This is a genomic window from Spirochaetia bacterium (assembly GCA_022482625.1).
Lineage (GTDB): Bacteria > Spirochaetota > Spirochaetia > Sphaerochaetales > Sphaerochaetaceae > Pleomorphochaeta.
Genome location: JAKVOU010000001.1, coordinates 903,458 through 918,494, shown reverse-complemented (window position 1 = coordinate 918,494; position 15,037 = coordinate 903,458). Strand labels below are relative to the sequence as shown.

Here is a 15,037-nt window from a genome sequence, read left to right as displayed (position 1 = left end):
GGATATGATGGGTGCTTTCAAAGCATATGATATTCGCGGTATCTTCGGAGAAGATCTGGATGAAAAATTGGCATATAAGGTAGGTTATTTTCTGCCTAAGTTACTTTCGACTGACAGAATTGTCGTTGGAAGAGACATGCGTCTTTCAAGTGACAAGATGTTTGAAGGTCTGTCCCAAGGACTGATGGATGCCGGTTGTACTGTTGTTGACATCGGACTGGCCTCAACTCCAATGGTTTATTTTGCGACGGTTCATTTCCCCTGTGGCGGTAGTGTCCAGATTACAGCCAGCCATAATCCTGCAAAATACAATGGGTTGAAGATCAGCGCTGCCGGGGCAATTCCTGTCGGAGGTGATTCAGGGCTCAAGGATTTGGAAAAGATGTGCAACGAGGATGAAATTGTTGTTGCAAAGAAGAAGGGTACGATTGAAAAGGTAGATGCAAAGGCTCCATATCTGGAATTTCTCAAGCAATACTTGCCTGATGTGTCGAACCTGAAGCTTGCATTTGACTGTAGCAATGGCATGTCATCGATATTGGTCAAAGACTTATATGGTGCAGATCATATTTTCCTGAATGATACTTTGGATGGAAGTTTTCCAGCCCATGCACCGAATCCTCTTGATCCGACGACCTGCAGGCAACTGCAGGATACTGTTCTGAAGCATGGCTGTGATGTCGGTATTATCTTTGACGGTGATGCGGACAGGGTCATGTTCGTCGATGAAAAAGGCACGTATATCCAGGCAGATTATGCTATGGGTCTCATGGGGCAGAAAATGGTTCATATGCCGGGCAATAAAATTGCGGTGTGTGATATCAGAACCAGCAGGTCAACGACTGATTACCTTGCCAAGCTTGGATTTGAAGTAAAGATTTGGAAGGTCGGTCATGTCAATGCAAAGGCTATGCTAAGGAAAACCGGTGCTGTTTTCGGAGGAGAACTTGCCGGGCATTACTATTTCCATGAATTCAACAACTGTGACAGTGGTCTATTCTCTTCGATGATGGTGCTTTCCGTACTTGCAGATGCAAAAAAGCAAGGGAAGAGTTTCTCTCAGCTGATGGGTGAGATTGTCAAGTATTACAGCAGTGGGGAGGTCAACTTCAAGATTGAGCACAAGGATGAAGTAATGGAACAGTTGAAGGAGAACTATGCATCCAAGGCTGAGAAAGTCCTTGACTTCGACGGTTACAGGATTGAATATCCTACATGGTGGTTCAATATCAGGAAATCCAATACGGAGCCTTATCTTAGATTGGTCGTAGAAGCTTCTACGAAGAAGGAATTGGATGAAAGAGTTGCAGAACTCAAGCAGTTGATTCATGATTGATTATCCGTAAAAGACGGAGAAAGTATATGACAACGGCGGCACGGTTTGTGCCGCTGTTAATATATATGCCTTGATTTTTCCCGTTGTTTTCAGTTGAATAGCCAGCGGGGAGAAACAGACCTGAAGTTAAAGCCGATATGCGGTGCAATTCGATATCTGAAGTCTTTTCCTGTTGCCTCGGTGCTTTCATCTGATACCAGCCAAAGAGCTTCGCCATCTACGCCGGCATTGATAAAGAAAGAATGATTATCTGGAATCGGACTGAAATTGAAGCCTATGTCCATGCCAGGGACCGATGAAAAGGAAGGTTGACTTTGTTACTTCCTGAGTTCTGTCCTGTGTCATCATCATTGCTGCCGATTGCATTCATGGCAAATCCTATGCCCATGTAACCTTCTAGCTCAGAGGTAATAGTAAAACGGTATGCAGGCTCAAGAAGAAATGATACTGAGACAAGGTTATCGCCAAATGTACATGCAGCTTTCATCCCTAGTCCCAAGGGTTCTCCATAATCATAGATATAACAGTCAAAGTTGACTCCCATGGTAGTAAAAGCGTCATCTGATGATCCTTCGATGGCATGACTGCCATAGCTGTAAGTAAATCCAAGTGGAATGTAAGCTTCGTAGTAACCCACGATTGAATTCGGGACTATGTAAGCATATGGTGCCGGACCATGCGGTGTAACGAATGTAATCGGGTTACCTGATTTGTCATAGAGAATCTGATCAGAATCTGATGGCACCGACGTTGCAGGCTTTGCAGTCAGCAATGCTATGCTTGAACCTATGATAGCCAGGATGACCGCAATATGTTTTTTCTTCATGTTTTTCCCTTTCCGCATTTTCCGTTCTGTCTCTGATGTGACTACTATATCATAAATTATGATAGTTATGCAAAGCAAAGCTCTTGTTTCTGCAAAGAACGATTTCAAGTGTGGGCATATAAAGACTTATACAGTTGTATCTGAGTTTGTTGACATGGCTTTCTTCAGATTGTCTTTGCTGGTAGCTGATAATTCCTTATGTAATCTGAGTACCAGGATGATTGCTAGAATATCTGTTGCGGCATCAGCAACAGGTTGCGCCCAGATTATACCATTGACTCCAAAGAAATGGGGAAGTAGCAAAATGGCCGGGACAAAGAAAAGTCCTTGTCTGCTTATACTTAATATGCCTCCTTCTTTGCCTTTTCCCATAGCCAGGAACAATGCCATGGTAACCATTTGGAAACCAAAGAGAGGAAAAACCAAACCATTTGCCCAAAGCATATGGGCTCCTATGGTAGACAGATCCGCATCACCAGTCGTAAACAGATTGATAATTTGCTTTGGGATGATAAGCATGAGGCCTGCAGCAACTATGCAAAATACAGTTGACCAGAGAAGTGAGAGCTTTGTCGCTTGCCTGACACGGTCATTGCGCCCTGCGCCGTAATTGTATCCGACTACCGGTTGGTAACCCTTCATATATCCGAAGATAACATAGGTACCGAGAGTCAGTATCCTTGTGACAACACCTACGGCTGCAACGGCCGAATCACCATAAGTGGTGGCAGCAGTATTTGAAAGCCCCAAAGATATGCTTGTCAGTAGCTGGAATACAAGGATTGGGACACCTACCTTGAATATTTCCATGAATATGGTTTTGTCGAAGGAAAAAAGACTGGGTGCAAAACGCAGATATCCCTTTTTGCATCCAATGTACCAGAAATATAGACATGCAGTTGCTACCTGTGAAATGACAGTTGCAATTGCAGCTCCTCTGATACCAAAACCAAGAGGATAAATGAAAAGAGGATCTAGGACAACATTGAGTCCACCTCCTATGCACATGGATACCATGGTCAGTGTTGACCTGCCTTCAGCTGTAATGATGTTGTTCATGGTGATATTAAAGACATTGAGGATAGAGCCTGCAATATAGATGCTAGCATATGCTCTGGCATAGGGAAGTATGGTAGAAGTTGCTCCCAATGCGGTAAGTATACGGTCAAGATGGGCCAATGAGAGCAATATTGCAACGGCACCTACAGCAAGGCTTGTATACAATGCTGTTGCTGCCGTGTGGTTTGCTGCCTGGGCATCTCCTTTGCCGAGCATCCGTGCAATATATGAAGCTGCTCCGCTTCCGAAGGTCATTCCCAAGCCCACAATGACTTGTACCACGGGAAATACAACTGCGATGGCACCCATTTGGCTCGTTCCTAATCCACCGACGAAATAGGCGTCTACAACACTGTACAACGCTGATACCATCATTCCGACCATGGTCGGGATACCAAGTCTGGCAAGTACCTCTGGCATGTTGCCTGTTCTCATCAACTGTAGTTTCTGATCGTTCATTTTATTTTCCTCTTATATTGTTTAGGTGCTATACATGTATGCTGTGTTATAAACCCAAACGAATTTGTTACTACAAAAAGTATTTAGTAGCTATACTGTTTCACGAAATTTTCTTTTTCATAAGGAACTGATGTCAGTAAAGACAATGGTTAAAGTTGTATATGTCCATTGCTTTCATAAACATCGATTTCTGTTTCCATGCGATGGAGAAAGTCCTTGAGAAACTCTATGTTTTCTGGAGTGGCATTTGCCAATGTTTCCATGAAAACGGCATCAAATTCCTTATGCAGAGCCTCATGGCAATCATTTGCTGTTTCCCCGATATCCGTTAATCTTAGGATTTGTTTTGACAGGTTGTTTGGATCTGTACTTTTGGAAATCATATGTTTCCTTTCCAATTTTTTTGTGATTTGGGAAACTGCACCCTTTGTTACTCCAAGCAAAGCAGCCAGTTTCGTTACGTGACAATCATCAGTTTCCTTAATTGCCTTGATCATATGGATTTCAGCCATAGTGAGTTTCGTATCTGTCCCATAATTCTGTGTTACCTTATCGAATTCTGTCAATTTGACGGCAATTCTTAGGAACTGGTAACTGAGTTTGCCTCTGTTCTTGAAGTTGAGATATAACATATCTTAAAGTGTATATATACTAAACACATTTGTCAATAGACATTTCCTTTTCTGATGATTTGCTACTATCTTGGGAGCAACAGGCTTGAGAAAACACTTCTCTCTCTATTGTCTTTTTGCAGTAGCAAGGAAAAGGCAGGGGCCTGAAATAATAAACTGCCTGTCTTTATCGCTAGGCAGGCAGAACAGGAAAGGGCAAATCTGAGAGTCTTATCCAGCAGAAACTCCTTCCTGTACGAAATGGAAACAAGGTTTATCTGAAGGAATCATACGAATGGAGCCACACCGAAACAAAGGCAATCTTCATAAGATAGTTGTTTGTATCAATGAAGCAACTCATTCTTTTGACCTGGTCCCAGTATACCGGTCATAGACGGAAAAGGAAAACGAAGTTATATGGAGTTTTGTGAAGGATAGGTGTGGAAGTATAAATAATTCAATACAGAAGCAGGTATGCCATGTGCATTGTGGTGATGAAATAGGTACTATACCGTCGATAGATAAGTCAGGCTTTTTCTATCAAGGAAAGGCTGGCTGCTAGGGACCAAAAGGTTCTTGCTATTGACTTTTCCGATGCTTTTCTATATGGTCAGTTAATGTCTTTTCAATGGGTGTAGGTTCGCGTAAGAGTAGAACTTTGTGTTATCCCTTGGAAAAGAGGTTTCCCGAGACCGTAACTCAGTGGGAGAGTGCTACCTTCACACGGTAGAAGTCGTTGGTTCAAACCCAATCGGTCTCAAAATTTAATTATTTATAGTATAGTTACTTGCTAGAACTTCTGAATAGTCAGCGTTCATATAGATTTCTTCACTGTTACCGTTATTCACGGTACATGCGGTTTGGGAGACATTTATATGGCTAGGCCATGTCGGAAGTTTTCTTTGTATAAAAGAAAGAATAGTTCAAAGAGCTTTTTGCAAAACTCGAAACTGATTGGTCAGGGTGCATAAATATGCAGGAGTTAAAGACGTAATTATTAACAATGAAATTCAAAAATGGATTTTAAAGGAAAATTATACACCAAAAATGGCTGTTGAAAGTATGTTTAAACGCACTGCGGAATTATTTGACAAATAAGGTCAACCGCTTGAATTATGTTTTTGAAAAAGATTAATGGTGACCACCAGCTTCGTTGGTGGTCACTTTATAGGTCAGGTCAAAGCAACTTTGTGTATGAGCTAAATTAATAACAAGATGTAATCTTTTTCCAAGTGTTAATTGACACTTTTGATTTACAGTTTGTAAAAACTCATATCATATATACAATGGTTTTATTTAGTTTTGTCCATTATAAATGAAAACTTTTCCGTAAATATTCGGTATATTGTCAAAGTTTATGATAAAATAAATTCTGGTATAGTATTGTTAAGAATGACATGTTGATTGCCTGATATACTGAGTAATGGTTTTTTCATGCTATCAGAATAGAGGAACTATCGACGGAAATAACGCTAATTATCGTAGGCATTATGACGAATGCATTTAATAATTAGGAAATATATTGCATATTTATGAATTATATGAAAGACAATAGAGTTTTACCATGATATACTAAAAAGGTGCTTAAATACAGGTGGTTTTAGTCGGATAGATTATTTTGTGAATTTCTTTGATGTGAGAACGTATGAAAAAAATATCGGTATTTGTTATTAAGCGTACTTTTCTTCTTTTTATACTGTCATGGGGAATACTAATACTATGGTTGTTTGCCGTATATGTATTTACCAATCATGAAAAACGTATTGTATTTGAGCAGAATGAACTTCAACATTTACAGGTTCTCATTACCCGGATGTCAGAAAGAAAAGAAACAGTTATCGAAGATGTCTTTTTTCTTGCTAGTGTTGGGGGAAATGACCAAGTTTTCTATAATAACCCAAAGGCTATAAATGCTTTCAGTAACATTGCTACTTCATTACTTCAAAGTCATCAAGGTTATCGCTCCATACAATTGTTTGATACATCAGGTACAGAATTCCTGAGAATCAAAAGGGATGATTCGGGCATAAAAATTATATACAATGACGATATACAGAAAACAGCTGATAATTCTTTTTCTTTTTTTTCTTTATTCCAAAATTTCCAGAAAGATTACATCCATGTGTATCCGCAAAATCTCAATATGGTTTTGACCAGTCTAAATGAAACTTTTCCTGCAAACATTCGGTATATAGTTAAAGTTTATGATAAAACAACTTCAGACCCACTTGGTTTTCTCATTCTCGATTGGTCTGCCGATGATGTGGAAGCCTTGTTACACAAATTTGCCTATGAAGAAGAATGTATCATTCATGTGATAGATTCACATGGCAACTGCTTAGGTAGTGTAGTAGGTGAAGACAGCGAGTTGAAAAGTTTCATTGGGAAAAACATTGAACAGCAAAATCCCGATCTCTGGAAAATGATGGTGCAGAATTCTTCTGGACTTTATACCTATAGACATCGTCTAGACTTCTTTTCTTTGGTTGACTCCTCTAACCCTGTAGTATTCAAGATTCTTGAGTTAAATACGAATCCACAGTTCGAAACTTTTTCAATTGGTCATGACAGTCCAGAGTTATTTATACTTGCCGAACTTTCGCCGAACCGTTGGGCAAAATATATTTCCTTGGCTAAGCAAGTTTTTTTATTATTGGCTTTTGTGGCAATTCCAATCATATTACTATTGGCATATCTGTGGACTCGTAAGGAAGAACGAAACATAGAATTACATAAACAATTGTATCATGACGCTACTCGCGATATCATGACGGGAACTTACAACAGGAAAGCTGGATTCAAATTTATCCAACAAGCTATAGATAAAAGCCAGAATGCTGGGGCCTCGCCTATTCTTTGTTTTTTTGATTTGAACAACCTAAAAAGAATCAATGATCAGCTTGGACATGACAAAGGAGATTTGTTTATCAGTACATTTGTCAGGGTACTGCGACAATTTATGCATGGTAGTGACAGAATCGCTCGGTTTGGAGGAGATGAGTTTCTCGCTGTCTGTGAGGTGGAATCCCTTTCGATGGCTAAGGAACATCTTCTTGAGATCAACTCAATCCTTGGAGAAAAGGGTAGGGAAGTGAACTGTTCTATACCATGGAGTGTGAGTTATGGTTGTCTGGACATTAAGGAAAACAATGATATGGGTGTCGATGCATTGGTACAGAAAGCTGACAAACTGATGTATCAGCATAAACAGCAAATGAAAAAAGAACAGGCAACTGCTTCTTTGAATAAACATTAGTTATTCAGAACTTCGGGGCAATATGAAAGCAAAGATTGATAGGACAGACGAATTCACTTGATTGCCATGATCCTTAAGCGTACATAGTCTGCAAACCACTGTCCATTCTTGAAATTTGTCGGTTTGACTTGTTTTTCGACATCAGCGAGGATGTTTTCAATAGTTGCATCATCCAGACCTTCAAAGAATGGTTTTCCGAACATACGGATCCAGTTCCTGATCCCATTGCTACCATCCAGTGGTGTTGCCCTGTCGAAATGAGTTGCAAATGTCACTCGAAAGCCATTTTTTTCGAGTAGAGAAGTATATCCCGATAAGGAAGGGTAGTACCAGATGACTTTATTTGCGGCTTCAAGGGCCTTGTGTTTTCTTAGGGAAATTCTCAATGCCGAAATTATATTGTTGACATTTCCCTTTCCTCCGAATTCCGAGACGAATCTTCCACCAGCTTTCAGACTGGCATAAATGGATTTTGCTGCTTTTTCTTTTTCCAGTACCCAATGAAGTGTTGCATTTGAAAAAAACAGCGTCAAATTTATTTTCATAGCCAAGGTTGTCTACGGATTTTATGGCTAATTTAAGCTGGAGATATTTCTTGTGGGCTTTTTTTATCATTTCTTCAGAATTGTCGATTCCGATGACATCAGCGCCTGAACCGCTTATTAGGTTGGTCAGATTACCGATACCGCAACCGGCATCCAAAATGTTTTCACCTTTTTGGGGAGCAAGTAAATTTACGACGTCTTCGCCGTATTTTGATACGAAGCCGTGCTTGTGGTCACAAAGTCCAGGATTCCATTCCATTGCCATACTTCCTTGTTTGCTTGTCTCCTTTTTTATATACTAGCAACTTGCTGTTCTTCTTTGTATAATCTCATCCAAGATTGTATCTGATTATGCTAGGCGATTCCCTGTAGTATCGTCCTGGGGATAGAAAAGATTTTATGATACAAATCTTCTCCAAAAGCTGTATCCAACGGTTTGCCAGGAACAATTTCAAAGGTTCGCTTTCCAGCTTCCAATCGCTGGGCCCTAAGATATTGTGTTTTTGTGTTTTCCATGAACGCAACGGCATACGTGTAAAGATGAGTCACGGAAAAAAACTTCTATGTCGTTTTCAATCAGAGCCTGTGTAATTTGTCGGCATATTTCTGAACCTTCACGTTCGTTTCGTTGACGCAAAGGACTCATTGAACAGCATCAGGTCTCCTTTTGCCAGATGGTCTGCCTGTTCGCTCATACGTGCCAGTTCCTCATCCAGTTTACCACTTTTCATCGTTGTATCCTCTTCTTTTTTGAAATGGGAAAAGACACCCTTGCGGAGAGGTAGTGAAGAACTGCTAGCTCCTACAAACATACCGCATTGTGCCATGAGCTGAGATTGTCCTACGCTACGTAGAAAAGTGGATTTACCGCCTTGATTGGCCCCCGTGATGATATACAACTGCTTGTCTTTTGCATCCAAATTGTTTTCTACAACAGCTTTATCCTTTGTAAGCGCGAGGCTTATATCATACAGCCCTTGCCAAGAGCGATCAGTACTTTCCATAGATTGCAGATCAGGGATACAGGTAGGCATACCAAGTTCATGAAGTTTATCGGCAAGGTTGAGACAGCCGATATAGAAGGCCAGCTCTCTGCGCAGCATAGCGAAGAAACATTCTATGTGTTCCGTAGCTTGTGCCAGTGCATTCGTTGCTTCATTGATGGCCCTGCCTCGCCGCATGCTCAAATCTGTTGCTCCGGAATCATCACGAGGTGCTATGGTATACGACGGAGCAACATGCCAACGCCACCAAAATCTTTTGGGAATCTTGCGACGAAGTACATAATTGACCCCTTGCATATAGTTGCCGAGTGAAGCACTGATCAATATGCTTTCATTATCCTCTTTCAATGCATCCAGATGAGATTGTACCTCTATAAAGTACTCATCATTCAATTCCTGCTGGAACATAGTGAACAGATTATGGAATCCCTCTGAATGGAAATAGGATAGATTGATATCTGCAATTTGGCGTAGCTCCATCAATACCTTGGTGTATAACTGTAAGAGATTGACGGCACTTGAGAATGTGCTGGAGAGGTAAGCTGAATGAAATAGCCATTGCAAGGAATTCCTTTTTTTCTGTTCTGTCTTGACTGTAATATCGTAAAGCTGTCGTATCACATCAGGATTCTGAAGTGCATCACGTAGATTTTCCTGACGGTAGTGGATTTCCTCTAGGGGCTGCAACGGACTGAATAATGCAGAACTGCAGGTAGTATGAACGACATCGTCTTTCTGTGACATTGCCGAAAGCATGCATGTCAGTGCAAGGTCCGTTTCCAGTGTGTCTTTACAGAAACACTGTTTCTGTTCTTCAAAATCCTTGTTACGGAACATGAGATGTACTTTCATTTTTTAAGCCTCTTATTGAGTTGCTTGTAGGTCAATCCATGTTTTTCTGCAATATAGAGAGCATAAGCCAGGCCGTCTGGTGGCTTTCTGATGATTTTATAGGTCCGTTGCTCAGGATTATCCTGCTGGACTGTACTCATCATGCTGACGGTATCAGTACCGTGATAGGCCAATTCGTCCAGAAATGTCACGACCACAGCAAGTGATCCCGATGAAGCAAATGCATCCATCATCTGTTTGCCTAAGTAAAGTGCATCTGAAAGTGTTGTAGAAGAGAAAATTTCATTGGCAATGATAATACTTTTTGAAGTGGTTTTTCCTAGCAGATCATGAAGCCTTATAAGGTCATCCTGCAGTTTTCCATTCAGGGTAGATATATCTTCTTCTTTACCGAAATGGGTGAATATATTATCGAAAAGATATGTTGCAGCTTTTTCCCCTGGCACACAGAGACCAAGTGAAGCAAGATGATGCAGTTGGCCGAAAGCCCTGGCAAAGGTGGTCTTTCCTCCTTGGTTAGGCCCTGTGATGACCAAAATATGTTCCGGTGTGTGCAATGAAAAATCATTTGTAATGGTTTTCCCTTCAAGTGAAAATGCCAGGGCAAGATCGAATCCTCCTTGGTTATATATGCAATCGGGAGTATCACAGATTGCTGGGTAGTTGAATGAGAGACCTGCTTTTCGAAGCGGACGGATTGCTTCAAGCCATACAAGATAGAATTGTAATTCTCTTGAAAAGCGAAGGAGTATTTTGTCATCAAAATGAAGAAATGTGGAACAAAAACCATCAAGGTCTGTAAATATATCTTTGTAAAGTCTTGCAACCAAATCCAATACAGCAGTTTCGACATGTACAGCAGAAGGTTCTTCGGTAAAAGTCTGCCGATAATCTTTTACGTTTCCTTGGCGGAATTTTTCAAAGATTGAAAGGATTTGTTTTGAATGGTCAGATTGATTTTCGTATTTACGGACACGGATGGTCCCGTTTTTGATTAACATGCAATAATGTACAGTAGAAAGTTCTTTGCGAAGTTTTTTTACTTGGGTCTTGAGCTGCATATAAGGCTCTGAACTTTCATAAGCAGAAAGATATTCGGTGAAGTGACACAGACCCTGTGAATGGATAGTTATGCTTGAAAGTTTCTGTGAAAGTGCGGAGACAATGTGGCAATATTCATCTGCAGTATCCAGCATATGTCCTTTGTCAAGATAACTGCTGTGCACATCTGTCTTGGATAATTCTTTTCGGAGGATTTCCATATAATAACCAAGGCCATAGATAGTTTTTGAAAACTCGGAAAGTAAAACTTGGAGATCAATATTTTCCATTTCCTGCATGATTTCCTGCCTATAGGCAATGATGGCTGGGTCATGCAGTACAGTGAAAAAGAATTCTTCCAGTTTGAATCTTTGCTTTGATTTCAGAATCGGCTCAAATATCTGATCAAGATTCAGGTCTTTGAAATAGTCTGGCATATCTGTACGACGTGGCTGGTCATACTGCTGCCGTGTAAGGAACAAGAGGCTACAAAACATAGTTACTCCCTTTTCAGGGCAGAATCACAATTCCGTTTTGTTATGGAGCACCTTTTGCAGATTATGTCTTTTTTATGACAAAGATAAAAAATGGACCTTACCAAACAAAAAAACTGACGATTCTGCCTGACACAGAAGTCATCAGCTTTGACAAGCGGTTTCGGCATAGCCGTGGGAGAACTTCTTTCCCTTTCTCCGATATACTACCATATATCCATGGTCTGCTTCAACTATATGGTAATCATACTTGCTGTTGCTCAAGAATTTTAAAGGAAATAGTTGGAGGTTCCTGCACGTTGATGTTTCAGCACGGATTCTTTTTCCCTGTATTCTCTACTTTGTCCAAATAGTAACGTAGGAAATTCTCTGCAAGGCTATTTTTCTTGATGACTTGCCTTGCTTCGCCAAAGGAATACCAACCGGCCTTGTCAACTTCTCTGTTCGTATGGTTCAGATCTTCAGATGCTGCAACATACGTATAGTTGAACAGAATTGTATTTGTCCGCGGATAGTATTCGCTTTTGTTGTAGCAAAGCATTTTGGCCTCAATGCCTATTTCTTCCATTATTTCACGATGGGAAGCATGCTCGGCATTTTCCCCTTTGCTGATATACCCTGCAACGAGAACATTCAAGGGTTGTCCATATTGTTGGATGAGCAATATCTTGTCCATGGTTGGATTCAGCACGACCATGGAGACTGCAGTTGAAAAAACCGGGAAACGGAACTGCTGGCAAGTAGGGCAATAAGGTACGTTGCCTTCTCCTTCGAGAAAGCGTTCTTCCAGCTTTGTACCGCATTCCATGCAATAGTCCATTATTTTTCCTCCAATTCCCTGCCATCATAGACCATACAGGAAAAAGTTACATCCTGTGGTTGTGGTAGTCTGGAAATTGTTGCCAGTACCTGCAAATTGGGGAAAAGTGACAGCAGCAAAGAAGGGAAAGATGGCTCTATGCCGAACATGAGGACTAAGCCTTCCTGTTCAAAAGGATGCTTGCAACCGATTCCTGCCAGGATAAAACGCCGTGCAAGATCCATGATGATGCAAAGTCTGTCCTTGCATTGTTCGTTCAGCAGATTCAGCCGAACACCATCAAGCAAACGTCCTGTCAGGGTAAGATCAGACTGCGAACTCTTTTTGGGGACCTGGAGATAGCAATGGGCAGGCATGGCTTTCTGTACGACGGGCCGCAAGAGAGACAACTGTGGCGCATTCTGTTCTTCTTCTTTTTTCCACCATGCAGTAAGTTCATCAAGCCGACATCCTGCAGATAAAGTATTGTCGAGGCAATCCAAGCTGTTGTTGCTTGATAAGAACAGCCTCGGATGGATTGCCTGTTTTTCTCTGTTTCCCTGATAGCAGGCAAACAGTTCCGTAGGCTGCTGTTCACGCAGGATAGGGATAATTGTGGCTGTTGCTGTCCGTAATGACTCCAAGTGCCATCCTTCGATATCATTGCAAGTCGTAATATGTCTTCCAGAGGCCAATACTGTAGCAAAGGAAGAAGCTGTGATCGTCGTCTCACTTTTCCTTTTGCCGCCATGCCCCAGTATTGCCTGCAGATAGGCAGAAAGATGAAATGCAATGATTTCAAGCGGAAGATCTGACAAAAAGAAGGTGACCTGTTGTCTCAGGTCGTATAGGCTTTTCCCTCCGTTTGAAGCTGATGTAAGTTCTAGGGTTTCTGCTTTCATGGCAAGACTATACCATCTGCAGGACAATAACCCAAGACTCGATTTTCTGTTCTATGGATTCGACATATCATAGGGAATATTCAACTCCTATTTTCCCGTAGACTGTATTGCCTATTGTATCCGTGGAAGGCATGAAGTCTTCTCCGATGCCGACCAGCAGTGAAAGTTTGTCTGCCATATGAAATGTGGTGCCTGTCTCAATGCCTAATACGACTGGGGTAGTTGCTGAAACGGAAGAAAAGAGATTGATTATAAAACCTGCACTTGCCTGTACGTATATTGGAATGGACAGTTGGAAATCCTTGCGTATGAATGCCCTGAGATTCATGCGTTGGTTATCATCGCTGGAATCATAGATGGTGCCATATGTATATCCGAGTGATATGCCTGTCTTCAGGTCTTTGTCCAGACGATAAGAAAATCCTACATTGACCGTACCCCCTATGCTTATGCCAAGGTCTTTCTGCCAGTATAAGTCAGGTTCCAGGTCTGCGGTCAGTGTCCATTGTGAGGGTGCTTCAATTTTTGTAGTCATTGCCATATCTGCAAAGATATCTTCGCCATCAGGTATATTATTTTCTTTAGGTGGTTGTGCAGCGACAGGTTCCTGTGAAGCGGTTTTGTCTTGTTCTATAGGAGCTTCTTCCTTTTCAGTTACAGGTTCGATGGTCGGTTCTGCAGGAACTTCAGGTTTTTGTATGATGATGTTGCCTTCCATATCGATGGTAGCTGTATCTTCCTTGTTTGTCACAATGGTGATTGTATTTGCAGAAGCATCGGCTGTTGCTTTTCCAAACGTCCCTTTGAGCTGGGCTTTTGTAGCCTTGTTGTTGATTTCCATGCTGTCAGAGGAAACATTCACTGTGTTTTCGTTGGAGAACGTATAGGTATAGTTTCCGTCTAAATCTGCTGAGATTTTGATTCCATCTGTGTAGGTGAGTACAAAGCCTTTGGTATTTGCCGTGAATGCCGCTACTTTTGAATTTTCCACCTGCATGGAATCAAAGTAGGTCGTTGCCGATTCTGCAGAAATAGCCATACTCAGTCTGCCAAACGTTACTGTCAATGATTCTGGGGCATCTTGCATTGACAGCTTGGAACCGTAAGAACAGTCATAGGCATTGTCTTTTGCTACGAATGAAGTTATAGGTGCATCGGTAATCAGCAAGGTACGAAAACTTGTCTGGAATGTCTGGAAAAGATGGTCTGTCTGTATGGTGATGTCATTTGGAAGCTTCGCCAGGATTGTTCCATCTGCTTTGGCAGAAAGGCTTGCACCGTCGTCAAGGACAAAGGTTTCTGAAGTAGCATCGGCAGTGTCTTGTGCTACCGGTGAATTACTGAGCAACAGATCATTAAGATAAAGCTTTCCATCCTTTATCTGGAATCCATAGACTGAGGCTTTGAAGAACTGTTGGGATTTCTGTTCCTTTTCGGGGGCGCTTTGTTGCGTTACTGCAGTTTGTGTGTCAGATTGCAATGTCTGTTCTGTTTGAGGTTTTGTAACTGATTCAGTAGCTGCCTTTTCCTGAGAAGTTGATTCTGCTGTTACTGGGACTGGTTCCTTCACGGCTGGTTGCACATCAATCTTTTCTTTTTGTACGACGGTCTGTGTGGCAGGAACCTCTGCTTCAGCCTGTTGTTTTTTCTTGCATCCTGTCAGACTGAACAAGACACTTGTAATAAGAATGGAAACATAGCATATTTTCTTTAGCTGTCGTCTGGTCATTTATGTTTGGCAAGTTGCAACTGGAAATATGTATCCATACTTGCCGTCCTCCTCTTGCAAAATCCAGGATTCCCCGAACCCTCTTTGTCAGCTCGTGGTATTGTCATCAGGCAGAATCTTGAAA

General features: G+C 41.4%; 14 protein-coding genes, 1 tRNA gene and 1 riboswitch. Of the genes, 3 read left to right on the top strand and 12 right to left on the bottom strand.

The features are described 5' to 3' along the window. The first annotated feature begins 7 nt into the window (after nucleotides 1-7). Nucleotides 8-1,336: a phosphomannomutase/phosphoglucomutase gene (locus LKE40_04165; GenBank protein ID MCH3916654.1), complete on the top strand. Its 1,329-nt coding sequence runs from the start codon at nucleotides 8-10 to the stop codon at nucleotides 1,334-1,336. Nucleotides 1,337-1,425: 89 nt separating this feature from the next. Here the strand turns inward: LKE40_04165 and LKE40_04160 are convergent, their stop codons facing one another. From LKE40_04160 to LKE40_04145, 4 genes are all read right to left on the bottom strand, one after another. Next, a complete protein-coding gene (locus tag LKE40_04160) occupies nucleotides 1,426-1,620 on the bottom strand; it encodes a hypothetical protein (protein MCH3916653.1) in 195 nt (64 codons plus the stop codon). Continuing rightward, nucleotides 1,611-2,162, bottom strand: a complete 552-nt coding sequence (locus tag LKE40_04155; protein ID MCH3916652.1) for a hypothetical protein — start codon at nucleotides 2,160-2,162, stop codon at nucleotides 1,611-1,613. Before LKE40_04155 ends, LKE40_04160 begins: the two co-directional genes overlap by 10 nt. 126 nt (nucleotides 2,163-2,288) lie before the next feature. Further along, nucleotides 2,289-3,680, bottom strand: a complete 1,392-nt coding sequence (locus tag LKE40_04150) for an MATE family efflux transporter (protein ID MCH3916651.1) — start codon at nucleotides 3,678-3,680, stop codon at nucleotides 2,289-2,291. A 149-nt stretch (nucleotides 3,681-3,829) separates the two neighbouring features. Beyond that, entirely contained in the window at nucleotides 3,830-4,312 is a 483-nt protein-coding gene (locus tag LKE40_04145; protein ID MCH3916650.1) for a MarR family winged helix-turn-helix transcriptional regulator, read from the bottom strand. A 667-nt stretch (nucleotides 4,313-4,979) separates the two neighbouring features. Between LKE40_04145 and LKE40_04140 the strand changes: the two genes are divergently transcribed. Together LKE40_04140 and LKE40_04135 are read left to right on the top strand one after the other, a co-directional pair. Next, nucleotides 4,980-5,051: transfer RNA gene (locus tag LKE40_04140), tRNA-Val, on the top strand. An 885-nt stretch (nucleotides 5,052-5,936) separates the two neighbouring features. Further along, nucleotides 5,937-7,547, top strand: a complete 1,611-nt coding sequence (locus LKE40_04135) for a sensor domain-containing diguanylate cyclase (protein MCH3916649.1) — start codon at nucleotides 5,937-5,939, stop codon at nucleotides 7,545-7,547. Between the two features lie 53 nt (nucleotides 7,548-7,600). On the opposite strand, the gene LKE40_04130 is transcribed toward LKE40_04135, so the two are convergent. The 8 genes from LKE40_04130 to LKE40_04095 form a co-directional block, all read right to left on the bottom strand. Next, nucleotides 7,601-7,822, bottom strand: a complete 222-nt coding sequence (locus tag LKE40_04130) for a hypothetical protein (protein ID MCH3916648.1) — start codon at nucleotides 7,820-7,822, stop codon at nucleotides 7,601-7,603. Between the two features lie 76 nt (nucleotides 7,823-7,898). Then, on the bottom strand, nucleotides 7,899-8,351 hold the full coding sequence (locus LKE40_04125; protein ID MCH3916647.1) for a class I SAM-dependent methyltransferase: 453 nt from the start codon (nucleotides 8,349-8,351) through the stop codon (nucleotides 7,899-7,901). A gap of 95 nt (nucleotides 8,352-8,446) precedes the next feature. Beyond that, entirely contained in the window at nucleotides 8,447-8,641 is a 195-nt protein-coding gene (locus LKE40_04120) for a hypothetical protein (protein ID MCH3916646.1), read from the bottom strand. A gap of 65 nt (nucleotides 8,642-8,706) precedes the next feature. Continuing rightward, entirely contained in the window at nucleotides 8,707-9,948 is a 1,242-nt protein-coding gene (locus LKE40_04115; protein ID MCH3916645.1) for a DNA mismatch repair protein MutS, read from the bottom strand. Continuing rightward, nucleotides 9,945-11,486 carry a DNA mismatch repair protein MutS gene (locus tag LKE40_04110; protein ID MCH3916644.1) on the bottom strand — a complete coding sequence of 514 codons (1,542 nt, stop codon included), beginning with the start codon at nucleotides 11,484-11,486 and terminating at the stop codon, nucleotides 9,945-9,947. Before LKE40_04110 ends, LKE40_04115 begins: the two co-directional genes overlap by 4 nt. 125 nt (nucleotides 11,487-11,611) lie before the next feature. After that, nucleotides 11,612-11,685, bottom strand: a riboswitch (Fluoride riboswitch). 105 nt (nucleotides 11,686-11,790) lie between these two features. Beyond that, entirely contained in the window at nucleotides 11,791-12,303 is a 513-nt protein-coding gene (locus LKE40_04105) for an NUDIX domain-containing protein (protein ID MCH3916643.1), read from the bottom strand. Then, complete coding sequence (locus tag LKE40_04100; protein ID MCH3916642.1) at nucleotides 12,303-13,184, bottom strand: hypothetical protein; 882 nt, start codon at nucleotides 13,182-13,184, stop codon at nucleotides 12,303-12,305. The genes LKE40_04105 and LKE40_04100 overlap by 1 nt, the downstream gene beginning before the upstream one ends. 67 nt (nucleotides 13,185-13,251) lie before the next feature. Continuing rightward, nucleotides 13,252-14,913, bottom strand: a complete 1,662-nt coding sequence (locus tag LKE40_04095) for a hypothetical protein (protein MCH3916641.1) — start codon at nucleotides 14,911-14,913, stop codon at nucleotides 13,252-13,254. Between the last annotated feature and the right edge of the window lie 124 nt (nucleotides 14,914-15,037).

Excerpts from the sequence above, each read along its gene's own strand:
- LKE40_04165 (MCH3916654.1), top strand. The coding sequence starts at position 8 with ATGGGTGCTTTCAAAGCATATGATATTCGCGGTATCTTCGGAGAAGAT.
- LKE40_04160 (MCH3916653.1), bottom strand. The coding sequence starts at position 1,620 with ATGGACATAGGCTTCAATTTCAGTCCGATTCCAGATAATCATTCTTTC.
- LKE40_04155 (MCH3916652.1), bottom strand. The coding sequence starts at position 2,162 with ATGAAGAAAAAACATATTGCGGTCATCCTGGCTATCATAGGTTCAAGC.
- LKE40_04150 (MCH3916651.1), bottom strand. The coding sequence starts at position 3,680 with ATGAACGATCAGAAACTACAGTTGATGAGAACAGGCAACATGCCAGAG.
- LKE40_04145 (MCH3916650.1), bottom strand. The coding sequence starts at position 4,312 with ATGTTATATCTCAACTTCAAGAACAGAGGCAAACTCAGTTACCAGTTC.
- LKE40_04135 (MCH3916649.1), top strand. The coding sequence starts at position 5,937 with ATGAAAAAAATATCGGTATTTGTTATTAAGCGTACTTTTCTTCTTTTT.
- LKE40_04125 (MCH3916647.1), bottom strand. The coding sequence starts at position 8,351 with ATGGAATGGAATCCTGGACTTTGTGACCACAAGCACGGCTTCGTATCA.
- LKE40_04115 (MCH3916645.1), bottom strand. The coding sequence starts at position 9,948 with ATGAAAGTACATCTCATGTTCCGTAACAAGGATTTTGAAGAACAGAAA.
- LKE40_04110 (MCH3916644.1), bottom strand. The coding sequence starts at position 11,486 with ATGTTTTGTAGCCTCTTGTTCCTTACACGGCAGCAGTATGACCAGCCA.
- LKE40_04105 (MCH3916643.1), bottom strand. The coding sequence starts at position 12,303 with ATGGACTATTGCATGGAATGCGGTACAAAGCTGGAAGAACGCTTTCTC.
- LKE40_04100 (MCH3916642.1), bottom strand. The coding sequence starts at position 13,184 with ATGAAAGCAGAAACCCTAGAACTTACATCAGCTTCAAACGGAGGGAAA.
- LKE40_04095 (MCH3916641.1), bottom strand. The coding sequence starts at position 14,913 with ATGACCAGACGACAGCTAAAGAAAATATGCTATGTTTCCATTCTTATT.